The sequence below is a fragment of the Citrobacter sp. Cb004 genome (genome assembly GCF_030337065.1).
Lineage (GTDB): Bacteria > Pseudomonadota > Gammaproteobacteria > Enterobacterales > Enterobacteriaceae > Citrobacter > Citrobacter braakii.
In genome coordinates this window covers 24759-48734 of record NZ_JAOWCH010000046.1, presented here as the reverse complement: position 1 = coordinate 48734, position 23976 = coordinate 24759, and the positions used below count along the sequence as shown (strand labels likewise).

At 52.9% G+C, this 23976-nt stretch carries 24 protein-coding genes; 14 read left to right on the top strand and 10 right to left on the bottom strand.

Features of this window, described 5'->3' with window-relative positions; all coding sequences use genetic code 11:
- Positions 1-12: 12 nt before the first annotated feature.
- Both sufE and ldtE read left to right on the top strand, forming a co-directional pair.
- Entirely contained in the window at positions 13-429 is a 417-nt protein-coding gene (gene sufE / locus OGV65_RS05380) for a cysteine desulfuration protein SufE (protein WP_016152910.1), read from the top strand.
- A gap of 118 nt (positions 430-547) precedes the next feature.
- The gene (ldtE, locus tag OGV65_RS05375; RefSeq protein WP_016152911.1) at positions 548-1552 is read left to right on the top strand and encodes a L,D-transpeptidase LdtE; all 1005 of its coding nucleotides are present in this window, start codon (positions 548-550) and stop codon (positions 1550-1552) included.
- A gap of 68 nt (positions 1553-1620) precedes the next feature.
- Here ldtE and lpp read toward each other — a convergent pair whose 3' ends face one another.
- From lpp to ynhH, 3 genes are all read right to left on the bottom strand, one after another.
- On the bottom strand, positions 1621-1857 hold the full coding sequence (lpp, locus tag OGV65_RS05370; RefSeq protein ID WP_003029373.1) for a murein lipoprotein Lpp: 237 nt from the start codon (positions 1855-1857) through the stop codon (positions 1621-1623).
- A gap of 309 nt (positions 1858-2166) precedes the next feature.
- Entirely contained in the window at positions 2167-3579 is a 1413-nt protein-coding gene (gene pykF, locus OGV65_RS05365; RefSeq protein ID WP_016152912.1) for a pyruvate kinase PykF, read from the bottom strand.
- 7 nt (positions 3580-3586) lie between these two features.
- Positions 3587-3781, bottom strand: a complete 195-nt coding sequence (ynhH, locus tag OGV65_RS05360; protein WP_242637968.1) for a protein YnhH — start codon at positions 3779-3781, stop codon at positions 3587-3589.
- A 374-nt stretch (positions 3782-4155) separates the two neighbouring features.
- On the opposite strand from ynhH, the gene OGV65_RS05355 reads away from it, so the two are divergent.
- Genes OGV65_RS05355 through OGV65_RS05345 form a run of 3 tightly spaced genes read left to right on the top strand, consistent with a single transcriptional unit; the run spans position 4156 to position 6673 of the window.
- Positions 4156-5178, top strand: a complete 1023-nt coding sequence (locus OGV65_RS05355; protein WP_200051745.1) for a methionine ABC transporter ATP-binding protein — start codon at positions 4156-4158, stop codon at positions 5176-5178.
- Positions 5171-5839 (top strand): methionine ABC transporter permease, encoded by a 669-nt coding sequence (locus OGV65_RS05350; RefSeq protein WP_016152914.1) that lies wholly within the window; start codon positions 5171-5173, stop codon positions 5837-5839. Before OGV65_RS05355 ends, OGV65_RS05350 begins: the two co-directional genes overlap by 8 nt.
- 21 nt (positions 5840-5860) lie before the next feature.
- Entirely contained in the window at positions 5861-6673 is an 813-nt protein-coding gene (locus OGV65_RS05345; RefSeq protein ID WP_003029358.1) for a MetQ/NlpA family ABC transporter substrate-binding protein, read from the top strand.
- Between the two features lie 74 nt (positions 6674-6747).
- Here the strand turns inward: OGV65_RS05345 and ttrA are convergent, their stop codons facing one another.
- Genes ttrA through ttrB form a run of 3 tightly spaced genes read right to left on the bottom strand, consistent with a single transcriptional unit; the run spans position 6748 to position 11569 of the window.
- Positions 6748-9819: a tetrathionate reductase subunit TtrA gene (gene ttrA / locus OGV65_RS05340; protein WP_286454695.1), complete on the bottom strand. Its 3072-nt coding sequence runs from the start codon at positions 9817-9819 to the stop codon at positions 6748-6750.
- Positions 9812-10834, bottom strand: coding sequence for a tetrathionate reductase subunit TtrC (gene ttrC / locus OGV65_RS05335; RefSeq protein WP_104651772.1), 1023 nt, complete (start codon positions 10832-10834; stop codon positions 9812-9814). The genes ttrA and ttrC overlap by 8 nt, the downstream gene beginning before the upstream one ends.
- A complete protein-coding gene (ttrB, locus tag OGV65_RS05330; RefSeq protein ID WP_019076686.1) occupies positions 10835-11569 on the bottom strand; it encodes a tetrathionate reductase subunit TtrB in 735 nt (244 codons plus the stop codon).
- A 227-nt stretch (positions 11570-11796) separates the two neighbouring features.
- Between ttrB and ttrS the strand changes: the two genes are divergently transcribed.
- The 9 genes from ttrS (at position 11797) to ydhT (ending at position 20729) form a co-directional block, all read left to right on the top strand.
- Complete coding sequence (ttrS, locus tag OGV65_RS05325; protein ID WP_286454807.1) at positions 11797-13530, top strand: tetrathionate respiration histidine kinase TtrS; 1734 nt, start codon at positions 11797-11799, stop codon at positions 13528-13530.
- On the top strand, positions 13505-14089 hold the full coding sequence (gene ttrR / locus OGV65_RS05320) for a tetrathionate respiration response regulator TtrR (RefSeq protein WP_103766242.1): 585 nt from the start codon (positions 13505-13507) through the stop codon (positions 14087-14089). The genes ttrS and ttrR overlap by 26 nt, the downstream gene beginning before the upstream one ends.
- 92 nt (positions 14090-14181) lie before the next feature.
- Complete coding sequence (fumD, locus tag OGV65_RS05315) at positions 14182-14391, top strand: fumarate hydratase FumD (protein WP_003029345.1); 210 nt, start codon at positions 14182-14184, stop codon at positions 14389-14391.
- A gap of 482 nt (positions 14392-14873) precedes the next feature.
- Positions 14874-15500: a ferredoxin-like protein gene (locus OGV65_RS05310; protein ID WP_038640293.1), complete on the top strand. Its 627-nt coding sequence runs from the start codon at positions 14874-14876 to the stop codon at positions 15498-15500.
- 119 nt (positions 15501-15619) lie between these two features.
- Positions 15620-17722, top strand: a complete 2103-nt coding sequence (locus OGV65_RS05305) for an aldehyde ferredoxin oxidoreductase (RefSeq protein WP_019076689.1) — start codon at positions 15620-15622, stop codon at positions 17720-17722.
- Between the two features lie 10 nt (positions 17723-17732).
- Positions 17733-18398 (top strand): YdhW family putative oxidoreductase system protein, encoded by a 666-nt coding sequence (locus OGV65_RS05300; protein WP_286454694.1) that lies wholly within the window; start codon positions 17733-17735, stop codon positions 18396-18398.
- 64 nt (positions 18399-18462) lie between these two features.
- Complete coding sequence (locus OGV65_RS05295; RefSeq protein WP_016152923.1) at positions 18463-19131, top strand: 4Fe-4S dicluster domain-containing protein; 669 nt, start codon at positions 18463-18465, stop codon at positions 19129-19131.
- The gene (phsC, locus tag OGV65_RS05290; protein WP_016152924.1) at positions 19128-19913 is read left to right on the top strand and encodes a thiosulfate reductase cytochrome B subunit; all 786 of its coding nucleotides are present in this window, start codon (positions 19128-19130) and stop codon (positions 19911-19913) included. The genes OGV65_RS05295 and phsC overlap by 4 nt, the downstream gene beginning before the upstream one ends.
- A gap of 3 nt (positions 19914-19916) precedes the next feature.
- Positions 19917-20729 (top strand): protein YdhT, encoded by an 813-nt coding sequence (ydhT, locus tag OGV65_RS05285; protein WP_286454693.1) that lies wholly within the window; start codon positions 19917-19919, stop codon positions 20727-20729.
- Between the two features lie 9 nt (positions 20730-20738).
- Here ydhT and OGV65_RS05280 read toward each other — a convergent pair whose 3' ends face one another.
- From OGV65_RS05280 to OGV65_RS05265, 4 genes are read right to left on the bottom strand one after another with little or no spacing between them, the layout of a single operon-like run.
- Positions 20739-21416: an amino acid ABC transporter permease gene (locus tag OGV65_RS05280; protein ID WP_016156380.1), complete on the bottom strand. Its 678-nt coding sequence runs from the start codon at positions 21414-21416 to the stop codon at positions 20739-20741.
- Entirely contained in the window at positions 21406-22191 is a 786-nt protein-coding gene (locus tag OGV65_RS05275; protein WP_049281876.1) for an amino acid ABC transporter permease, read from the bottom strand. The genes OGV65_RS05280 and OGV65_RS05275 overlap by 11 nt, the downstream gene beginning before the upstream one ends.
- A complete protein-coding gene (locus OGV65_RS05270; protein ID WP_016156382.1) occupies positions 22191-23009 on the bottom strand; it encodes an amino acid ABC transporter ATP-binding protein in 819 nt (272 codons plus the stop codon). The genes OGV65_RS05275 and OGV65_RS05270 overlap by 1 nt, the downstream gene beginning before the upstream one ends.
- A gap of 1 nt (position 23010) precedes the next feature.
- Positions 23011-23844, bottom strand: a complete 834-nt coding sequence (locus OGV65_RS05265; protein WP_200079907.1) for an ABC transporter substrate-binding protein — start codon at positions 23842-23844, stop codon at positions 23011-23013.
- Between the last annotated feature and the right edge of the window lie 132 nt (positions 23845-23976).

The following is a 23976-nucleotide window of genomic DNA, read 5'->3' as shown; positions in this document are numbered from 1 at the left end:
CAGGGAGGCGTTATGGCTGCGCTACCGGATAAAGAAAAGTTGTTGCGTAATTTTCTGCGTTGCGCTAATTGGGAAGAGAAATACCTGTACATTATTGAACTGGGTCAGCGTTTGCCGGAATTAAACGACGACGATCGTAATACGGAAAATAGCATCCAGGGCTGTCAAAGTCAGGTATGGATTGTCATGCGTCAGAATGCTGAAGGAATTATTGAATTACAGGGCGACAGCGATGCGGCAATTGTGAAAGGGCTTATCGCTGTCGTATTCATTTTATATGACCGCATGACGGCCCAGGATATTGTGAATTTTGATGTGCGTCCGTGGTTTGAAAAAATGGCGCTCGCACAGCATCTCACACCGTCTCGTTCACAAGGGCTGGAGGCGATGATTCGGGCTATTCGCACCAAAGCCGCAACTCTTAGCTAAACTGATAAAACACGTCAATTTTCAGCTCGACGTGAAAGAGTGAGGTAGTGCAACGCAGTGACTCGTAGGCCGGATCGGGCGCTCGACGCCGTCCGGCAGGAACGCCAGGGGGGTGAGTATGAAACGCGCGTCTGTTATTACGTTAATGCTAATCGGCGCTTACAGCGCTATTCAGGCCGCATGGGCGGTCGATTATCCTTTGCCTCAGGCGAACAGCCGTCTTGTTGGGCAAAATCAAACTTACACCGTGCAGGAAGGCGATAAAAACCTACAGGCGATTGCCCGTAAGTTTGATACCGCCGCAATGCTGATCCTTGAAGCCAATAATACTATTGCCCCCGTACCTAAACCCGGAACGCTGATTACTATTCCCTCGCAATTACTGCTACCGGATGCACCCCGAGAAGGCATTATTGTGAATCTGGCGGAACTGCGTCTGTATTACTTCCCGCCGGGAGAGAATATTGTTCAGGTTTTCCCAATTGGTATCGGTTTGCAGGGGCTGGAAACGCCGGTAATGGAAACCCGGGTTGGGCAGAAAATCCCGAATCCGACCTGGACCCCTACAGCAGGCATCCGTAAACGCTCTTTGGAGCGCGGCATAACATTACCGCCGGTAGTACCTGCCGGGCCAAATAACCCGTTAGGACGCTTTGCACTGCGTCTGGCGCATGGAAACGGTGAATATCTGATCCATGGCACCAGTGCGCCTGACAGCGTGGGACTGCGCGTAAGTTCTGGGTGTATTCGCATGAACGCGCCGGACATCAAAGCACTGTTTGCTCAGGTCCGCACAGGAACGCCGGTTCGGGTGATTAATGAGCCGATAAAATATTCGATAGAGCCGAACGGAATGCGCTATGTCGAGGTGCATCGACCGCTGTCGCCGGAAGAGGAGCAAAACGTCCAGACCATGCCGTATGTGCTGCCAGCCGGTTTTACCCAGTTTAAAGACAATAAAGCCGTGGATAACAGTTTGGTGGAAAGAGCCTTGTATCGTCGTGCGGGCTATCCGGTCACCGTAACGGCCGGGCAAGCGTCGGTCGTAAGCAATGGCGCGGAAGTGAAGTCTGCACAGAATGGCGTGCCGGGAGAGGATGCAGAGGTGCGTGCTACGCAATAACAGGGAAGGGAAATTCAGAGCAAAAAAAATGGCGCACAATGTGCGCCATTTTTATTACACAGATACTATTACTTGCGGTATTTAGTAGCTGCGTTGTCCAGACGCTGGTTAGCGCGAGCTGCGTCATCTTTAGCAGCCTGAACGTCGGAACGCATTGCGTTCACGTCGTTGCTCAGCTGGTCAACTTTAGCGTTCAGAGTCTGAACGTCAGAAGACAGCTGATCGATTTTAGCGTTGCTGGAGCAACCTGCCAGCAGAGTAGAACCCAGGATTACCGCGCCCAGTACCAGTTTAGTACGATTCATTATTAATACCCTCTAGATTGAGTTAATCTCCATGTAGCGTTACAAGTATTACACAAAGTTTTTTATGTTGAGAATATTTTTTTGATGGGAATGCACTTATTTTTGATCGTTCGCTCAAAGAAGCATCGAATTGTGCAAAAACGGCTAAAAACCCGAGTGAAAACAGAAAGCTTCCATCGGATTCATCTTAGATAATCACGGATTAGATAGTGAAATCCGATTTGATTTTTTATTAATTGTAGCTATCGATAAAATAAAAAAAGCGCCACCAGGGCGCTTTTTTAAGCAAATTAATTCGCGTTGGAATTATTACAGCACGTGAACGGATGCCGTGTTGGTCGTGCCGCTCGGAACCAGTGCACCGGAAACCATCACCACAACGTCACCTTTCTGAGCCAGACCGCTTTCCAGAGCGACTTCTTTACCCAGACGATAGAAATCATCGGTAGAGCTGATTTCTTTAACCACCTGTGCAACTACGCCTTTGCTCAGCACCAGCTGACGCGCGGTAGTTTCGTTGGTGGTCAGCGCCAGGATGGTGGCATCCGGGAAGTATTTACGTACTGCGCGAGCAGATTTACCGCCCTGGGTTGCTACAACGATCAGCGGAGCATCCAGTTTTTCTGCAGTTTCAACCGCGCCACGGCAAACGGCTTCGGTGATGCGCAGTTTGCGGCTGTCGTTGTTGAAGTCCAGACGGCTGGTCATCACGCGGTCGGTACGCTCACAGATGGTTGCCATGATGGTGACGGCTTCCAGCGGGTATTTACCTTTTGCAGACTCGCCAGACAGCATTACTGCATCGGTACCGTCGAGGATGGCGTTCGCTACGTCACCGGCTTCAGCGCGGGTCGGACGCGGGTTTTTGATCATGGAGTCCAGCATCTGGGTCGCAGTGATAACGACTTTACGTGCACGGATACATTTTTCGATGATCATCTTCTGCGCGAAGATAACTTCTTCAACCGGGATCTCAACGCCCATGTCGCCACGAGCAACCATGATGCCGTCAGATGCTTCGAGGATTTCGTCGAAGTTGTTCAGGCCTTCCTGGTTTTCGATTTTGGAGATGATCTGGATGTTTTCGCCGCCGTGCGCTTTCAGGTGCTCACGGATTTCAACGACGTCAGAACGTTTACGGATAAAGGATGCTGCAACGAAGTCAACGCCTTGCTCGCAACCGAAGATCAGGTCCTGTTTGTCTTTTTCAGCCAGTGCTGGCAGCGCGATGGAAACGCCCGGCAGGTTAACGCCTTTGTTTTCGCCCAGGTCGCCGTTGTTCAGCACTTTACAGATAACTTTGTTACCTTCGATAGCGGTAACTTCCATGCCGATCAGACCATCGTCAACCAGAACGGTATTGCCGACGGACAGATCTTTAGTGAAGCCTTCATAAGTAACAGCAACGATTTCGTTGTTGCCGACAACGGATTTGTCGGTGGTGAAGGTGAAGGTTTGGCCCGCTTTCAGGGAAACGTCGTTACCGCCTTCCAGTTTGATGGTACGGATTTCCGGACCTTTGGTGTCGAGCAGGATTGCGGCTTTCTTGCCGGTTTTGCTCATGACGTTGCGCAAATTCTTGATGCGCTGACCGTGTTCTTCATAGTCCCCGTGGGAGAAGTTCAGACGCATGACGTTCATGCCCGCGTCCAGCATTTTGGTTAACATCTCTTCGGATTCGGTTTTCGGACCGATGGTGCAAACAATTTTCGTCTTTTTCATGACAGTCTTAGTCTTTAAGTTGAGAAGGATATGGAAATCTGGCTCCCGCCGCGCACGGACGGGAAGCTAAACCTGAGTTACGAAAGTTGTGATGCCTCGCTCTAAGGATAGGTGACATCGAAAGAGCGTGCAGAGGAATGTGTGCTTGTGTTTCAGCCCAACGGGATGGTGAGTTTTGTAGTCGTTGAGTTTTACAGGTCAATGTGCTGAAACCATTCAAGAGACAATTGGCGCGCATTATACGCTGAAAATTATCAAAAAGGAAAATGGAAACAGCGTTTCAAAACACTTCTGTGCAGTTTTACAGAAAATATTCATTAATTTGTTTCCAGGTATGGATAAAGAGGTTATTCGCAGCAGCATTTGTTGCGCAACAAGGTGTAATTGTCATCCCAATCCCTGACTTTTTGTGTATAACGCCGACCAAACCGGCATATTTCTAAAAGTTATATCAAATGCGTTTTAATTCATTTTAAAAGCCAATCTCACTGATTACACTCGTTTGGACATCCATACTGCTAAACAGCCAAAAGCGCTAGCAGCAGAACAATAAGCAGCAGCGGATACCTAAACGACATGATTGTCCTGAAAAATATTTCGAAAGTGTTTACGCCAGGCAGGCTTGCCATTACCGCTGTCGATAACGTCAACCTGACGGTTGAACAGGGACAGATTTACGGAATTATTGGTTACAGCGGGGCGGGGAAAAGCACCTTAATACGCTTACTTAATGGTCTGGAAAAACCGACTTCAGGCAGCGTAACGATTAACGGCCACGATATCTCTGCCGCCCGTGGGGAATCTTTACGTCAGGCGCGACTGAAAATCAGCATGGTGTTTCAACACTTCAATTTGCTGTGGTCACGAACGGTTAGTGAAAATATTGCGTTCTCTATGCAAATTGCTGGAGCACCAAAAGTATCAATTAAAGCGCGAGTTGCTGAACTCATTTCGCTGGTGGGGCTGAGCGGTCGTGAAAATGCGTATCCGTCCCAGCTTAGCGGTGGGCAAAAACAGCGGGTAGGAATTGCCCGTGCGCTGGCGAACAATCCTGACGTTCTGCTGTGTGATGAAGCCACCTCGGCGCTGGATCCGCAAACTACCGATCAGATCCTCGATTTGCTGCTCGATATTAATCGCCGCTTCAAATTAACCATTGTGCTGATCACGCATGAAATGCACGTGGTACGAAAAATTTGCGATCGCGTCGCGGTAATGGAAAACGGCAGGGTCGTTGAGGAAGGCGACGTGCTCAACGTCTTTACCCATCCGCAGCAGCCGATCACCCGACAGTTCGTTCGTCAGGTGAGTCAGTACACCGAAGAAGACGAGTTTAACCCACAGTTGGCCCGCGAGCTGGGCGGTGTGGTGATCAAGCTAACGTTTACCGGGCAACGTACGCATCGGCCTGTGGTTGGCGAATTGACCCTGCGCTATGGCCTGCCGTTTAACATTTTACACGGCAAGATGACGCAAACCGCGCACGGTGTGTTTGGTCAGCTTTGGGTGCACGTTGTGGCCTCTGAGGAACAATTGAACAATATTTTGGCCGATCTGCGCCAGAGCGACATTGAAGGCGAGGTGATCAACCATGGCTGAAGAACTGTTTCCTCATCTGAAGTGGGAGCAACTGCTGGCAGCAACCCAGGAAACGCTCTACATGACGGTCCTTTCTGGCGCGGCGACCTTTGTCCTGGGCGTTGCACTTGGTCTGGCGCTGTTCCTGACCGCACGCGGCGGACTGTTTCACAATCGCGCGGTGTATAGCGTTATTTCGCTGGTAGTGAATATCTTTCGTTCCATCCCGTTCATCATTCTGATCGTGCTGCTGATCCCGTTTACCAAAGCGATGGTTGGCACCATTCTCGGCGCTAATGCCGCGTTGCCTGCGCTGATTGTAGGGGCCGCACCGTTTTATGCGCGTCTGGTCGAAATTGCCCTGCGTGAAGTCGACAAAGGGGTTATTGAGGCGACGCGTTCGATGGGCGCACGGCTAAGCACGCTTATTTTTCGGGTTTTACTGCCGGAATCCTCTCCTGCTCTGGTGTCCGGGATCACCGTGACGCTGATTGCGCTGGTCAGCTACAGCGCGATGGCAGGGGTGATTGGTGCCGGTGGTTTAGGGAATTTGGCCTATCTGGAAGGATTCCAGCGCAACCACAGCGACGTCACGCTGGTGGCGACGGTGACGATTTTGCTCATTGTCTTCATCATCCAGCTTTGCGGCGATGTGATCACCTCTCTGTTAGATAAACGCTAATAAAATACGGAAACCATTATCATGAAAAAATCACTGACGTTACTCGCCGCAGCAACCTTAAGCGCCCTGAGCTTTGCCTCCTGGGCCGATACTCTGACCGTTGGCGCCTCAAACGTGCCGCACGCGGAGATCCTTGAGCAGGCTAAGCCTATTCTGGCGAAGCAGGGGATCGATTTAGAGATTAAACCGTTCCAGGATTACATTCTGCCCAACACCGCGCTGGCTGGCCGTGAGATTGATGCTAACTACTTCCAGCATATTCCGTACCTGAACAGCGTGATTAAAGATCATGCGGGCGATAAAACCTATGATTTCGTCAGCGCCGGAGCGATTCACATCGAGCCAATTGGGATCTATTCGAAAAAAGTGAAATCGCTTAAAGATCTGCCGGAAGGCGGCAAGGTCATCATGCGCGATGCGGTATCTGAGGAAGGCCGTATTCTGTCGATTTTCGAAAAAGAGGGCGTAATCAAGCTGAAGCCGGGCGTGGATAAAGTCACCGCGCGCATTAGCGATATCGTCGAGAACCCGAAAAAACTGAAGTTCCTGCCTAACGTGGAAGCCGCGCTGTTACCGCAGATGTATAACAACGACGAAGGCGATGCGGTGGTGATTAACGCCAACTACGCCATCGACGCCGGGCTGGATCCGGTAAAAGATCCTATCGCCGTCGAAAGTGGTGAAAACAACCCGTATGCCAACATCATTACCGTGCATCGTGGCGACGAGAAGAAAAAAGATATCGTGGCGCTGGTTGATGTCCTGCACTCAAAAGAGATCCAGGACTGGATCCGCACCAAATATAAAGGTGCGGTGATCCCGGTAAATAACTGATCCGCTGGCGTTACCTTATCCGGCCTACGATGTTCTGTAGGCCGGATAAAACGCGTTGGTGTGGCCATCCGGCGCTAGAGTTTCACTCGCTCAATCCTCGCTGGCAACCCCTGGCGCACCGCTGCACCTGACACCCAGTCAAGCCAGGTATTGGCTACCTGCCGGGTAGGATCCGCAAAGCCCAAATCGTTGAGATTAATCCCCGACCTTATTTGTGCGTCAAACGCCATCGGCTTGCCGTCGAGCGTATGCTGCGCCGCGCCCATTTCTTTATGCCCATAACCGTGTTCAATGGCGATCACGCCCGGCATCACGCCATTAAGCAGGCTTATCTGCGCCTGCGCCTGACCGCCAGGCGTGGTGATACGCACCATATCGCCGTGCGCTAAACCATACCGTTGACCATCCTGCGGATTAAGCGCCACCAGATTAACCGGCTTCAGATGATGCAAACGAGGGATCACCGCCGTGGCGCTGGACATGGTATTGGATTTAAAAGAAATCAGTTTCAGCGGCCACTCTTGTTCCGGGAACAACTCCTCGACCGCACGCCCATCTGACAGGCGTGAAGGATACCAGGCCGGGCAGCCGCTGTAGCGCTCGCCGGTAATTGCATGGCGGTGCGCGGCGACGTCCGCATTCCAGATTTGTAGCGGTTTTTCCCACGCATTGCCTATCCGATTCTCAACCCGCCCGCTGTTGTCTGGCGCAAAACGCCCACCGCGGGAGTAGATAAACGCCACCCGGCTGATTTCATCGGCTTTCAGCGTTTGGGTCATCACCGGCACGATCCGCTGTACCCCAGTCAGCGCCAGGTCTTCCGGTTGCGCTTCAGCGACCGGCGCTTTGCCCATAAACGCAATATTGGCGGCGAGTCGCAGGTAGTAATCTTCCGCACGATTCAACGGATAGTGATTGCCCTGCGGATCGGTAATCGCATTGTCACCAAATCCGGGGAGCCCGATACGTTTTGCCACTGCGATACAGAAAGATTCCATCGAGGCGGGTTGACCATCTGCGGTACTGCTGGTTGCCGCTGTCACTACCGGCCAACGCGCGGTGGTGGCTTTACTGGCAACGCCGGCCCACGGGGCGCTGAATCCCCAACTTTCAAAGTTGTGGGTATCCGGCACGATGTAATCGGCCAGCGCCGTGGTTTCGTTCATAAAGGCGTCAATAGCGATAAACAGCGGCAGACGCGCAGGATCCTTGAGCTTTTCTTCCGCCACGCCGCGCAACCCTGCGATGCCGTAGAACGGGTTAGTCATGTTGGAGATCCAGGCTTTCAGCGGATAAGGGTAGCCTTCCAGCGCCGAGACGAGGAGTTCGGTAAGCTGGCCTGCGACAAACGGATACCACGGGGCTTTGGCCGGGAAGGGCGATTGTCCGGCGGCCACCTTATTGCGATACTCTTCGGAAGACTCATAAGCAGTTTTACTGCGCGCGATGCTTAATCCTTTTGGTTTTACCTTCCCGGCGAAGCTGTCCATGTTGTAGCGCGGACCGTCGGTGGCGCCATTGAACTTGCCGCCGCCGACAAACACGCCGCCTTCAAGACTGAGATTGCCAATCAGCGCATTGAGCATCATCACCGACCAGGCGTTATAAAATCCATTGCCTGCCATCATTCCACCGTGCGTAATCACCGCTGCCTGGCGGCCATGGCGGGTAAACGCGTCGGCCAGGGCGCCAATGTCAGCTTCAGACACGCCGCATTGTTGGCTGTACTGCGTCAGCGTTAGTTTCCCGGCGGACTCTTTCAGACACTGGAAGCTGCTTTTTACCGTCACCGTCTGACCGTCTGCCAGCGTGACCTGGCGGGTGATGAACAGCTGCGCGCGTGGGCAACTGCTGGCGGCGACAATTTCGCCGGCCTCGTTAATGACCACCGGCTCCTGGGCGGCGTTTGCACTCAAGTGCGCGAGGGTTAAATGCTGTCCGGCAAGGGTTGGAAGCTCATCGGTAATCACCAGATGCGTGGCGTTAGTCCAGCTTTTTTCCCCGGCCTGCTGCATGGCCTGTACGCCGGGAATGGTGAGATAATCGGCGTTATAACGCTGTTTTTCGATAATCCAACGGATCATCCCCATTGCCAGCGCGGAGTCACTTCCCGGACGTACAGGCTGCCAGTGGCCGCGATTGTCAGCCTGCACCGTGGTCAATGGCAGGGCCGGTGCCACCACCACATAACGGAAGTCGTCGCGTAAACGGGCGCTGGCCAGTTGGCGAGCCTGGCGCTTAAACGGGTTACCGGATTGCGCCGGAGACGTTCCCATAAATAGCGCGAATTTGACATTGTCCCAGTCGGGCTTCACGTGGGTATTTTTATCCAGATCGCCCATTAACGCACCGGAACCGGCCCGGTATGCCAGACCACAGTAAGCGCCATGAGCGCCGAAGTTTTTACTGCCAAAACTATTTAATGCAAAGCGGCGCAAAAATGAATCACGTCCTTCATCGCTGGTATTGGTGACCAGCAGTTGATTGGATTTAGGGCCAAAGCCGGGATGCCTGGCATCAAGCGGCGTGTTGGTGTCATGGATTGCCCGCAAGCCGTCAACGTGGCCTTCACCAAACAAGTCGCCGCCTTCCACCACCTCTTTGATCAGCTGTTCGAAGCTGATGCGCTGCCATTTTCCCTCACCGCGTTTGCCGACACGTTTCATGGGCTGGAGAATGCGTAACGGGCTGTATAAACCTTCAAGTAAGGTTGCGCCACGGGCGCAGGCCGTGGAACGCGCGTCAAGACCCGTTTCGCCCGCCAGTTGTTCCATTGCGGTGGCAAAGGGGACGGAGGCGTCAATATGGTGCTCGTGAGACAATGGGTGATAGGGGTTGCCCGCAATGCGCAACACCTTGCCTTGTTCGCTGTCAACGCGCACCCGCACGCCACACTGCGTCCAGCAGCCGAAGCACTGTGTCATGGAGATAACCTGCTGCGGGTTCTGCTGCCAGCGCGGCTGGGCATTGGCTTCGGGGATGAGGGCGTTACCAAAGATGCGGTCTCGGGTAATTTTGCCCGAGGAGCCGTCCAGCAAACCGTCTATCGCGCGCTTTGCCACATCCCGATAACTCAGGCCAAAAGTCACCATACCACCTACGGCAAGGCCTACTTTAAGCCACTGACGACGGGTTAAATTAGCCATGTTGCATTCTCCTTGCGATCGCGTTCAGGGCTTCACGAACAATAATGATCAGTGCTATCCACAGGCCGAAGGTGCCCACAATGGCCAGCCAGCCATCGGTACCACCGGGCAGGGTGTAAGGATTAAACAGCGCGTTAAATTTCGGGATGGTCTGCACCTGGATAAGTAACGTCCAGCGCATCAGCCAGCACAGCGCCATCGCGCTAAATGCAAGTAATATGCGCAGCGGCAGCGATAAGGGGTTACGTAGCACCAGCCCGCACAGGACAAGCGAAACAAGCCATAGCGCAACCCAACCGATGGCGTAGTGTCGTGCTAACGGGGCAACGTTCAGCCATTGGCGAATAGCCGAACCGGAAAGCGTATTGCCGCTCACCCATATCACCACGACCAAAGCCAGTACCATCAGGGTGACTGTCTGCCCCCACGCCAGTTTGCGGGTCAATGTTCCCTCGCGTTTTGTCGCGGCGATGAGTAGGGCGAGAAACGTTTGCAGCGCGCTGAGGAACATCGCAACCGGAAAGGCGTAGCTGAACCAGACGGGACGCGCCTGCACTACCGACACTTCGCGGCCGGTATATACCAGCAACCCGATGGCTGACAAGGCGCTACCTATCGCCAGCCACTTAGTGACACTGTAACTTTTAAGCGTTAACCGTTTAACATGCTGCGCCAGAAACCACAGACCTAAGAAGCCGGTAAAGAGTGGTAAAAACAGCGCGCCCCAGGGCATCCAGGACCACGGCGTTGGCCAGGCGTAGAAATGCCAGACGCGGGCGGTTTGGTGTAAGTCAGCGGTCAGCGCCAGCGGCGCGGTAATCGCGCAGGTCAGGGCGATTAACAGCGTCAGGTTTTCCAGTTCCGGCATCTCTTGTTTACGCCAGTGAAGTACGCAGGCGAACAGCGCGGCGCAGGCGGCAATGCCGATGAAAAAGAAATATTGTACGGCCCAGGGTAACCAGCTTACGTCCTGGGGATGGGCCAGAACCTCTTCAATAACCAGTGAATGGTTCATTTAAACCTCCTGCCAGAGAGCGGGTTGAGCACGTCCCATCAACGGGGTTACAAACGCTTCGTCCAGACCCAGATAGAACACGTGCGGTGATGTCCCGTTTTCCGGTTTCAGGACTTTGATGGCGTCATGGTGTTCACGCAGCATTTGAGAAATCCGGCTGTGCGGATCTTTGATATCGCCTATGATGCGCGCGCCGCCGACGCAGGATTCCACGCAGGCCGGGAGCAGGCCAGCTTCGAGGCGATGAACGCAAAAGGTACATTTATCGGCGGTTTGTGTTTCATGGTTGATGAACCGCGCATCATAAGGGCAGGCCTGCACGCAGTAGGCGCAGCCCACGCAGCGCGTGTTGTCGACCACCACAATGCCGTCTTCGCGTTGGAAGGTAGCCTGTACCGGGCAAACGGGCACGCAGGGAGGATTATCACAATGGTTGCACAGCCGCGGCAGCAGGACGTTGGTGACGCTCTGCTGACCTTCAATCTGCACCTGGTACTGGTTAACGAGGGTGCGAAATTCACCCTGTGGCGTCTGGTTTTCAATGGCGCAACTGACAGTACAGGCCTGGCAGCCGATACAGCGTCGCAGGTCAACCAGCATGGCGTAGCGATGCTGAAGTGAGCCTTCATGGCGTTCAGGCGAGAAGGGAAATTGCGCCTGAGCCAAGGGTACCAGTGATGCGCCAGCGGTCAGGACGCCCAGTTGCTGGAGAAACTGCCGTTTACTGCTGTCCATATTTTCTCCCGTCACGATGCAACAACGAAACATTGGTCACGCCGTTGGTTTGCGTGTGATGAATAAAGAATCTTGATGATTTACAGTGTAAAAATCGTGACGGGGGGTACTCTATTGTGGTTAACCACATACCCGGCTTGTTGTTGATCTAAAACAACATAATTGACAGGGATAATTGAGTGGGACGCAACGTAGCAAAATGTCTGACGGTGCTGGTATCGCTATGGATGCTAAGCGGTGTGGTCAGGGCTCAGACATGGAACATTGGCGTTTTGGCGATGCGTGGGGAGGTCTCCACACGTAATCACTGGCAGCCGCTGGAAACCCTGTTGAATCAGCAAATTCCCGGCGAACAGTTTCATATTCAACCGCTGGACCTGCGGCAGATGCAGGAGGCGGTGAATCGTGGAACGGTACAATTTGTGGTCACTAATCCGGCGCAATTTGTTCAACTAAACAACCGTGCTGCGCTACGCTGGCTGGCGTCACTCCGTTCTACTCGCGGGGGGAAAGCCACCAGTAATGTGATTGGCAGCGCGATCCTCGTCAGGCACGATAGCGGGATAACCTCCGCACACGATCTGATCGGCAAAACGGTGGGTGCCATTGACGCTCAGGCATTTGGCGGCTATTTGCTGGGATATAAAGCGCTCAGCGATGCCGGGCTGCGCCCGGAGCGCGATTTGCGCCTGACGTTTACCGGATTTCCCGCCGATGCCTTACTCTATTTATTACGCGAAAAAGCCGTGCAGGCGGTGATTGTGCCGGTGTGCCTGCTGGAAAAAATGGACGAAGAAGGGCTTATTCGTAAAACAGATTTTACGGCCGTGCTTAACCATCCAACGTCGATTCCCTGTTTAACCAGTACGCCGCTCTATCCTGACTGGTCATTTGCGGCACTGCCTGCGGTAAGCGACGAGCTGGCCGATCGCGTCACGCGGGCCCTGTTCAATGCGCCGCAGAACGCGACGTTTCGCTGGGGGGCGCCCGCCTCGACCCGCGAGGTGGAAGCGTTGCTGCGCGATGTCCGCCAGCATCCGCAGCAGCGCCAGCTGTGGCTGGATGTCAAAAGCTGGTTTATTCAACATCGGCTGGCGATGGGGGGCGCGGCTCTCGTACTGTTGTTGCTGACGCTCAATTACATCTGGGTGATGTTGCTGGTCCGCCGACGCGGCAGGCAGTTGGAGCAAAATAACGTACTGTTGCGCAAACAGGAACAGGAGCTGGAAACCGCTCGCCAAATGAGCGTGCTTGGCGAGATGACGTCGGGTTTTGCCCACGAGCTCAATCAGCCGCTATCGGCTATCCGTCATTATGCGCAGGGCTGTCTGATCCGCCTGCGTAGTCAGGATCAACAGCATCCACTGCTGCCCGCGCTGGAGCACATTGATACCCAGGCGCAGCGGGGGGCTGATACGCTGCACAATCTTCGCCAGTGGGTCAGCCAGGCACAGGGCAATCCGGTGATGACCGATGACTGGCAAGTTGTTAACGTTCACGATGCTATCCATCACGTCTGGCAATTATTACGCATGCCCCAGCAATTTCCGGCGGTAGCGCTGCAAACGCAGATCGGTAAGGCGTTAACATTAACGTTGCCGAGTGTTCTCCTCGAACAGGTACTGGCCAATGTGGTTCTCAACGCCGCCCAGGCGGGGGCAACCACCGTGTGGTTTAGCGCTCAGCGTGAGGATGGTGATATGAGTATTCAGGTGCAGGATAACGCCGGAGGTATTGATGAGGTGCAGCTGTACCAGGCTTTTCAGCCGTTTATGACCACCCGTAAAGAGGGCATGGGGCTGGGGTTAGCCATTTGTCAGCGGCTGGTGCGCTACGCAAACGGAGACATTGAGATCAAAAATCATCTGGCTCCAGATGAAAAAGCGGGCGTGGTGGTGACATTACGTTTTAAGCAAAACCCGGAGGGAGGCCGTCGTGGCAATCATTCATCTGCTGGATGACGATATTGCCGTCACCCAGGCTTGCGCGTTTTTACTGGAAAGTCTGGGATATGAGGTGTGTTGCTGGGAGCAAGGCGAAACATTCCTCGCTGAGGCAAATCTGCACCAGGTGGGCGTACTTTTGCTGGATATGCGTATGCCTGTACTGGATGGGCATGCTGTGCATGAAGCCATGCGCCAGCGTGAGAGTACGCTGGCGGTGGTATTTCTCACCGGGCATGGCGATGTGCCGATGGCGGTTGAGCAAATGAAACGCGGTGCGGTCGATTTTTTGCAAAAGCCGGTTTCCGCCGCGCCTCTGCAAGCGGCGTTAGAGCATGCAGTGCAGATTTCTCACGCCGCCTTTTCGCGACAAGAGATCGTGGTTTGCTATCAGCAGCTTACGCCAAAGGAGCGAGAGCTGGCGCAACTGGTAGCAAAAGGGTTAATGAATCGGGAAATTGCTGATGCCATGAATATTGCCGTGCGCACGGTTGAGGTTCATCGGGCGCGGGTGATGGAAAAAATGCAGGCGGGGAGTCTTGCTGAACTGGTTAATCGACTGCAGAGGATTCAGTAAATTAATGACATTTATTTGATTTTCATTGAATTTTGTCTAATCAGTCAGACTGATATATGCTGTTGGTTTGAGTTAATGACGAGCGGGAAAAAATGGGAAATCAGACCAAAGACGATGAGTTGTACCGTGAAATGTGCAGAGTAGTCGGTAAAGTAGTGCTGGAAATGCGCGATCTGGGACAAGAGCCTAAGCATATCGTCATTGCGGGAGTACTGAGAACCACCCTCGCCAACCAGCGCGTGAAGCGCAGCGAGTTAGAAAAACAGGCTATTGAGACCGTCATTAAAGCATTAGCCGGTTAATCCACAAAAAGAGGATGGTGGTCTCGTTCGCCGTCCTTTTATTCTCGTCACGTTAATCTATCAATATAAATAATTTAGTGCTGCAATTAGAAGAGTAACCTTCGCTGTATATTGAGTTATATTCCGAATGATATATTAAAATATACATGCGAGTAGAGTCACAAATATTTGCAAAGCATGTGAAATATTATTTCAACTTATCTTAATGATAATAAATCTCACTCCACATTAATTATTTCCCTTCCGTTTTTTAATTGATGACGATCAAAACTATGAGCGCTGAATAACCACATTATCTTTACGCCTAACCCTAAAGGATTAGATTCATTCAGTTTAACCACCGTCATTTTACGCGATCAGGTTAGGGCAAAAATTTACGTGTTGTTGGCAACATTAACCGCCCGAAATGGCTTGAGCTGCACGGGTTTAATTTAGCCTGGAGGTGTTGCTAACACAGCGTTTGCGAAGAGGATGCGAAATAAATGAATCAGGTTGATCGTCCATTTTTAGATTGTGGTTTAACGCGGCTTGAATTTCTGCGGATATCAGGAAAAGGTTTGGCGGGATTAACCATCGCCCCTGCACTGTTATCACTTTTTGGCTGTAAGCAGGAAGATATCGACAGCGGTACCGTGGGGCTTATCAATACGCCGAAAGGGGTGCTGGTGACCCAGCGAGCGCGCTGTACTGGCTGCCACCGCTGTGAAATTTCCTGTACCAACTATAACGATGGTGCCGTGGGGACTTTCTTTTCCCGTATAAAAATCCATCGCAACTACTTCTTTGGCGATGATGGCGTCGGGTCCGGTGGCGGACTGTATGGCGATTTAAACTATACCGCTGATACCTGCCGTCAGTGCAAAGATCCGCAATGCATGAAGGTCTGCCCCATTGGCGCTATTACCTGGAAACAGGAAGACGGCTGTATTGCGGTGGATCATAAACGTTGTATTGGCTGTAGCGCTTGTACCACCGCCTGCCCGTGGATGATGGCGACCGTGAATACCGAAACAAAAAAATCCTCAAAATGTGTGTTATGTGGGGAGTGCGCCAATGCTTGTCCGACTGGGGCATTAAAAATTATCGAGTGGAAAGATATTACTGTTTGATAGATAGCAGGCATACCTGATACGCGTCATTAATTGCCAAAAATATCGCAGTTTTGCAAAAAAAACTGCCTGAAGGATGGCGGGTATATCTATTAAACCTTCTTGCAAAGGAAAACATGATGGCTAATGGTTGGACAGGTAATATTTTACGGGTCAATCTCACCACGGGGAATATCACCCTTGAAGATTCCAGTAAATTTAAAAAATTTGTCGGCGGGATGGGCTTTGGTTATAAAATTATGTACGACGAAGTCCCGCCAGGCACCATGCCTTTTGATGAAGGGAATAAACTGGTTTTCGCCACCGGGCCATTAACGGGCTCTGGTGCCCCTTGTAGCTCCCGCGTCAATATCACCTCCTTATCGACTTTTACCAAAGGCAATTTAGTGGTGGATGCTCATATGGGCGGCTTCTTCGCTGCGCAAATGAAATTCGCCGGTTACGACGCCATTATTATCGAAGGCAAGTCCGCGACGCCTGTCTGGATCAACATTAAAGACGAAAAGGTCAGCATCGAAAAAGCCGATTTCCTTTGGGGTAAGGGAACGCGCGCCACAACCGAAGAGATTTGCCGTATTACCAGCCCGGAAACCTGCGTCGCCGCTATTGGTCAGGCGGGTGAAAATCTGGTGCCGCTCTCCTGCATGATCAACAGTCGCAACCACAGCGGAGGCGCCGGTACTGGCGCGGTAATGGGGTCGAAAAATCTGAAGGCTATTGCGGTAGAAGGGACCAAAGGGGTCAATATTGCCGATCGCAAAGAGATGAAGCGGCTCAATGATTACATGATGACCGAGCTCATCGGTGCCAACAACAACCACGTTGTGCCAAGCACCCCGCAGGCCTGGGCAGAATACTCTTCGCCAAACTCGCGCTGGACGGCCCGTAAGGGACTGTTCTGGGGCGCGGCAGAAGGGGGACCAATCGAAACCGGGGAAATCCCGCCGGGTAACCAGAATACCGTGGGTTTCCGTACCTATAAATCCGTGTTCGATCTGGGGCCAGCCGCTGAGAAATACACGGTCAAAATGAGCGGCTGCCATTCATGCCCCATTCGCTGTATGTCGCAGCTCAATGTCCCGCGGGTGAAAGATTTTGGCGTGCCAAGTACCGGCGGTAACACCTGCGTGGCGAACTTTGTCCACACCACCATTTTCCCCAATGGCCCGAAAGATTTCGACGATAAAGACGATGGGCGCGTGGTGGGAAATCTGATTGGCCTGAACCTGTTTGACGATTATGGCATCTGGTGTAACTACGGGCAGTTGCACCGTGATTTTACTTACTGCTATTCGAAAGGCGTCTTTAAGCGCGTACTGCCAGCTGAAGAGTATGCGGAGATCCGCTGGGATCAGCTGGAAGCGGGCGATCCTCATTTTATTAAGGATTTTTACTACCGGTTGGCGCATCGCGTGGGGGAACTCAGCCATCTTGCGGACGGATCGTATGCCATTGCTGAACGCTGGAATTTGGGCGAAGAGTACTGGGGTTATGCCAAAAATAAACTGTGGTCGCCGTTTGGTTTTCCTGTCCACCATGCAAACGAGGCCTCTGCACAGGTGGGGGCGATCACCAACTGTATGTTTAACCGTGACTGTATGGCGCATACCCATATCAACTTCATCGGTTCCGGTTTACCGCTGAAATTACAGCGCGAAGTGGCGGGCGAGCTATTTGGTTCGCAGGATGCATACGACGAAACCAAAAACTACACCCCGATCAATGCCGCCAAGATCAAATATGCCAAATGGACGCTGCTGAAAGTCTGTCTGCATAACGCGGTTACGCTGTGCAACTGGGTGTGGCCGATGACGGTTTCACCACTCAAGAGCCGTAACTATCGCGGCGATTTGGATCTGGAAGCAAAATTCTTCCAGGCGGTCACCGGCGATGAAACCACGCAGGAGAGTCTGGACCTGGCCGCTGAACGCATCTTTACCCTGCACCGTGCCTATACGGTCAAATTGATGCAAACCAAAGATATGCGCAATGAGCATGATCTCATCTGCTCCTGGGTGTTTGATAAAGATCCGAAGATCCCGGTCTTCACTGAAGGGACCGACAAGATGGACCGGGAAGATATGCGTCAGTCGCTGACGATGTTCTATCAGGAAATGGGCTGGGATCCAGAGCTGGGTTGCCCAACGCGTGAAACCCTGAACCGACTCGGACTTGAAGATGTAGCCGCTGATTTGGCTGCACAAGATCTGTTGCCGGCGTAAGGAATGCGAGATGACTAACGTGAGCGACGTTCTGACCCCCGTTGAGGCGTTTCCTGACGAAGTGGATCGCCGAAAGAGACAGTGGCTGCAGGCGTTTCACCCGCCTGTAGAACAGATGAATGCGCCCCAGGTTCAGGAACCAGCCAGCCCGGAGTCGATTGTGGCAGATTTTATCCGCCAGCATTCAGCATCGGGGCAACTGGTGGCGCGCAGTGTCTTTTTGCTGCCGCCTTATTCGGTTCCTGAAACCGATCTTTCCGCGCTGCTGGATGTGCTGGGCCAGGACGCGAATGGTGCGGATATCACCTGTGTGCAGGGTGCGGAAGAAGCATATTTCTATTCGACGCAAACCATGACGGCAAATTACGCCGACATGTGTGTGCAGGTGGTGGAAAACGACATCTGCCGTGCGATTGCCGAGGCGGTACGCTTCGACTGTCGAACGTATCCTCGCCCTTATAAGGTCGCCATGTTGACGCAACCGCCGTATCGCTTTGAGTCTCAACAGATTGCCGCTGCGCTCACGGCCATGGAAACGCATCCCGATTATGCAGATATACGGACTGTGGAATCGTCAAATGCGGAGCCTTATTTGTTCAGCGAACGTTTTATGAGTTATGGCAAAGCGTACGGCCTGTGCGAATGGCTTGAGGTTGAGCAGTATCAGAACCCCTGAATTATTCAGGTTGATGTCATGGAACGTGTGGACGACCACTGTCACAGTATTAGAGGATAACCCGATGTCCTTCACCCGACGAAAATTTGTCATTGGCATGGGGACGGTGATTTTTTTCACTGGCCCAGGTCAAAATCTGTTAGCGAGTACCAGGAGTTCTAAAGACGTACATTACGTCATGATTCACGATGAATCACTGTGTAACGGATGTAATATCTGCGCCCGCGCATGCAGGAAAACCAATCATGTTCCTGCGCAGGGTAGCCGTTTGTCGATAGCTCATATTCCGGTTTCGGACAACGACAACGAAACGCTGTATCACTACTTCCGTCAGTCCTGCCAGCACTGTGATGATGCCCCCTGTATTGAGGTGTGTCCGACCGGCGCCTCATGGCGAGATGACAACGGCATTGTGCGGGTAGACACGTCTTCCTGTATCGGCTGCAGTTACTGTATTGGCGCGTGTCCTTATCAGGTGCGCTATCTCAACCCGCAGACCAAAGTGGCGGATAAATGCGACTTCTGCGCTGAATCTCGTCTGGCGAAAGGTTTCCCGCCGATCTGTGTTAACGCCTGCCCGGAACATGCGCTGATTTTTGGTCGCGAAGATAGCCCGGAAATTCAGACCTGGTTGAGAGAAAATAAGTATTACGAGCATCAACTTGCAGGCGCCGGGAAACCCCATCTGTATCGTCGGTTCGGTCAACATTTGATTAAAAAGGAAAATGTATGAACGCGTCGCAGAATGCCGAACAGTTTCACGCCCAGCTTGCACAGTATGTTCCCCTGTTTTCACCGGACTACTGGCCTGTGTGGTTGGTCATCGCCGGGTTAATGCTGGTGGGGATGTGGCTGGTGCTGGCGCTACACGCCATGCTGCGCTTTCGGGCCGCGCATAAAGCGTCGGCAGGGCACGGTGAGAAAGTCTATTTATACTCGAAGGCCGTTCGTTTGTGGCACTGGTCGAATGCGCTGCTATTTCTGCTACTTCTGGTCAGTGGCCTGGTCAATCACTTCTCCGTCGTCAGTGCGTCGGTGATGAAAAGCCTGCTTACCGTGCATGAGGTCTGCGGCTTTTTGCTGCTCGCCTGCTGGATTGGCTTTGTCCTGATCAATCTGATTGGCGGCAACGGGCATCACTATATTATTCAACGTCAGGGCTGGATCGGACGAGCGCAAAGACAAACGCGTTTTTACCTGTTTGGCATTATGCAGGGCGAGTCACACCCATTCCCGGCATCAAAGCGTTCTAAATTCAACCCGCTACAGCAGGCGGCCTATGTTGGCGTGATGTATGGCTTACTGCCACTGCTGTTGATCTCAGGGTTGTTATCGCTCTATCCGACGGTTGTCGGTGACCTGTTCCCCGGCGTGCGTTACTGGTTGCTCCAGGCGCACTTCGCGCTGGCAATAATCAGTCTGTTTTTCATTTTTGGGCATCTTTATCTCTGCACGACAGGTCGTACGCCGGGCGAAACCTTCAAGTGTATGGTGGATGGCTATCACCGGCATTAAGCGATGATGATTACGCGAAGTGACTTACGGGCCTGGCGCGTTGGGCCCGTAATGTATCGCTGGTTTCTACGCGCGTTTCCAACTGGCGGAAGCTATGCTGATGTCCATCGTGCGCTCCAGCGGGAAGGGTATACAGACTGGGCAAATAGCCTGGTGGAATACGGCTGGTCAAAATGGCGGGAAGAGGCGAGTTTTGCCCAGCAGGATATTCGCGCGATGGGGAATATTTCCCGTGTGCAAACGACGGGGGAAATCAGCCCTCCGCTGGCGAGTGCGGAAGATAATGCCCGATTCAGTTGTGCAGGCGATAACGTTAAAATCACCAGCGCCGGGTATGCCGCACAGATCGCCAGCGCAGGTTACAGCGCACGTATTGGTAGCGTAGGCTATAACGCGCATATCGGCAGTTCAGGCGATCGCGGGCGAATTGCGGTTGCGGGAAATTCGGCACGTATCAGTAGCGTGGGTGACGGGACGCGTATCGCCAGTACCGGCATGCGCGTACGCATCAGTTCGCTCGGCGACAGAAACCGGATTGCCTGCGGTGGTGATTTAACTCAGTTGGCCTGTTTTGGCGCAGAGTCTAAAATCGCCAACTGCGCCGACAACATCCACATTATTGCCAGCGGAGAGAACGCCGTTGTTGCCAGTACCGGTGTTGTCGATTCGATAATACTCGGTCCCGGCGGCTGCGCGGCGCTGGCCTATCACGATGGTGAGAGAATGCGTTTTGCGCTTGCCGTTGAGGGGGAAAATAACATTCAGGCGGGCGTGAAATATCGGCTCAACGAAGACCACCAGTTTGTGGAATGTTGAGCCGTGATCTCATTTTAACGCGAAGCGGCGTTGGGTGATTTTCTCCAGACTCAGGCACAGCAGGTAATAGACCAGTCCGGTAAAGATAAAAATGGCTGCCGGATAGATTTGTACCCGGCTGTTAACCTGACCCGCAACCGTTGTGAGTTCCGGCACGTTAACGATAAACGCCAGCGACGTGTCCTTCAGTAATCCAATAAAAATCCCCGTCAGCGATGGCAGTACGTTACGCAGCACCTGCGGCAATAAGATAAGCCACAGGGCCTGATACGGGCGAAAACCCTGAACCACGGCAGCATCATATTGCCCGCCAGGCAGCGCGCTAATTCCTGCATACACTGAGTGCATGACCGAGGCAGCGGTGAACCATGCCAGCGCCAGCGTCACGGTAACGGCTCCGGGGAGATCGCTTCCGGTCAGCATGGGTAGCAAATACCACATCCAGAAAATCACAAAGATTAGCGGAATGCCGCGAATAAACTCCGCCCAGATAAACAACCCGTTGCGAACCGTGCCTGGAAAACGCCAGGCGCAGCAGGCAAGAACTATCCCACCAGGCAAGGCCAGCAGCGCCGCGCCGAGAGCCATTAACAACGTGAGCAGAACGCCGCCGGGTTGTCCCTGGGCCACCCGTCCCCACAGGAGATAATCAAGATTGTCGGTAATGACCGAAATGTTAGCGATCATGCAGTGTGCTCCTGACGCTGAAGATACGCGTTTTAACCTTGGACGATTTACCCGATGCAGGCCATGGGCCAAGACGCGTAAGCAGCATACCCAGAACGATGCCTGTGAACAGATAGAGCGCAGTGCCAACAGCAAAGGCTTCCAGCGCGTGCGCGTTGTAGCTCTCAATTTGCCGCACCTGGTAGGTGAGCTCAGCAAATCCAATACCGCTGGCAAGCGAGGAAAGTTTCATCAGGTTAAGGTATTGCCCAACAATGGGTTGCCAGGCATTCGCCAGTCCCTGAGGGAGCAGAATGTGACGAAACGTCGCCCAGGATGAAAAACCCTGCGCCACGGCAGCCTCACGTTGTCCGGCAGAAACCGCCTGTAAACCAGAGGCGATCTCCTCGACCAAAAATGCCGAGGTAAATACGCCCAGCCCCCATGCTGAACAGATAAACTCTGGTGTTAACCACCATACATCGCCTGGCAGAATAGACCAGGGATGCTCTGCATTGATGAAGGTAATGACGTTGCGGGGCAGCCAGTTCCATGCGGCAAAATACCAGAACATCAGTTGCACCAGTAAAGGCGTGTTGCGAAACACCGAAACCCATACACTGACCACCGCTTTGTTGAAGCGATTGCCCGTCAGACGCAGGCCGAGTAGGAAGATGGCAATGAGCGTGGCGAGTACGACACCTGCCAGTGTCACCCAGAGCGTGGTGAGAAAACCGGAAATTATCCATTGCAGAGGTTGCCCGCTCAGCACTCCCTGCCAGTCCATTGCAAGCATTATAGCGATGACTCCTGGTGTAACGGGTCGAGCACTTTTTTCAGGAAACGCTGGGTTCTCGGGTGCTGTGGCCGGGTGAAAAAATCCTCCGGCGCGGCCACTTCAAGAATTTCTCCGCCATCGATGAATACCACGCGATCGGCAATCTCACGGGCAAAATGCATTTCATGGGTCACGACGATCATGGTGATACCGCTGTGGGCCAGGTTTTTCATCACCTGTAATACCTCGCCGATCATTTCTGGATCCAGCGCGGAGGTGGGTTCATCAAACAGAAGGATTTGTGGCGATGAGGCCAGCGCGCGGGCGATGGCCACGCGCTGTTGCTGCCCACCGGACAACTGTGCGGCATAAGCGCTCGCTTTTTCTGCTAGTCCCACCTGATCCAGCAATTCGAGTGCCCGACGCGCCGCTGCCGCCTTGTTCCAGCCGTGAACATATTCCAGCGCCAGCGAGATATTCTGATGCGCTGTCAGATGCGAATAGAGATTGAATTGCTGAAAAACGAAACCGATACGGCTGCGTAACTGGCGTAATGCTGCCCCGCGCAACTGACTAATTGGTTTGTCATCAATGAAAATCTCGCCACCGCTGAGCGACTCAAGCTGATTGATAAGGCGTATAAGCGTGGATTTTCCCGAGCCAGAAGGGCCCAGAATAGTCACCACTTCACCGGGTTCAACTGACAGGCTGACGCCGTTAAGTACGGTGTGAGTGTCAAACTGTTTGATGACATTGCGCAGTTCGACGCTTGCCTGGCGCAAATGGTTAAAATCCGCCGCGGAAACTGCACAACGATGAAACAGGGCTGAGAGCATATTACTTCGCTTCTATTTTAAAGGCGCGGGGTTGCGGATTTTTGGTTTCAGGGCCAAACCAGACATCATAAATTTTTGCCGCCTGCCCGGTAGATTCCAGCCTCAAAAGCTCATCATTGACGGCTTTTAACAGCGCTGGCTCACCTTTTTTCACTCCCACGCCGATCTCTTCTTTGCTCAACAGGTCAGGCAGAATTTTGAAATCTGCTTTATCCGGCGCACCGCTTAATAGACCGGCCAGAATCGTACTGTCCTGGGTGATGGCCTGAACATTGCCATTGCGTAGCGCGGTTAACGCAAGTGGAATATCGTCGTAGGCCAGCACACGTGACTGCGGGAAGCGCTGATGGAGCGCCTGCTCACCGGTAGTGCCTTTCACCGCACCGATTCGCGCTTTGCTGTATGCATCGAGCTGGTCCGGGGATTTGGCCGGTACCAGGAACTGCTGCCCGGTAACAAAATAGGGGACGGAGAAGTCAATGACCTGCGCCCGCTCAGGCGTAATCGTGATATCCGCCACGATTAAATCGGCTTTACCGGATTGTAATAACGGAATGCGGTTTGCCGGATTAGTCGCTACCAGTTCCAGTTTTACGCCGAGGGATTTTGCCAGCGCTTCAGCAAAATCAACGTCATAGCCGACAATCTTATGCGTTTTGGCATCGACGGAACCAAACGGTGGATTCGCGTCGAATGTCGCAACTTTTACTACGCCTGCGCCTTTGATATCGGCCAGTTGGTCAGCCTGAGCCTGCGAGGCGGCAATGCCGGTGGCCAGCAGCACGCCGAGTGCCAGCAGTGTTTTTTTAGCGCGGTAAGTTTTCGTTGCCATCATGATGTAAATCCCTGTCGTTTTTGGTTTGTGCTTTTTACGCTCCCATAACTTACGTTCAGGACAAAATAAGAAAAAATTCTTATCTATTTACAAAATGTTATTAGTGAAAGCGGTGTTAACAATGGGTAAACG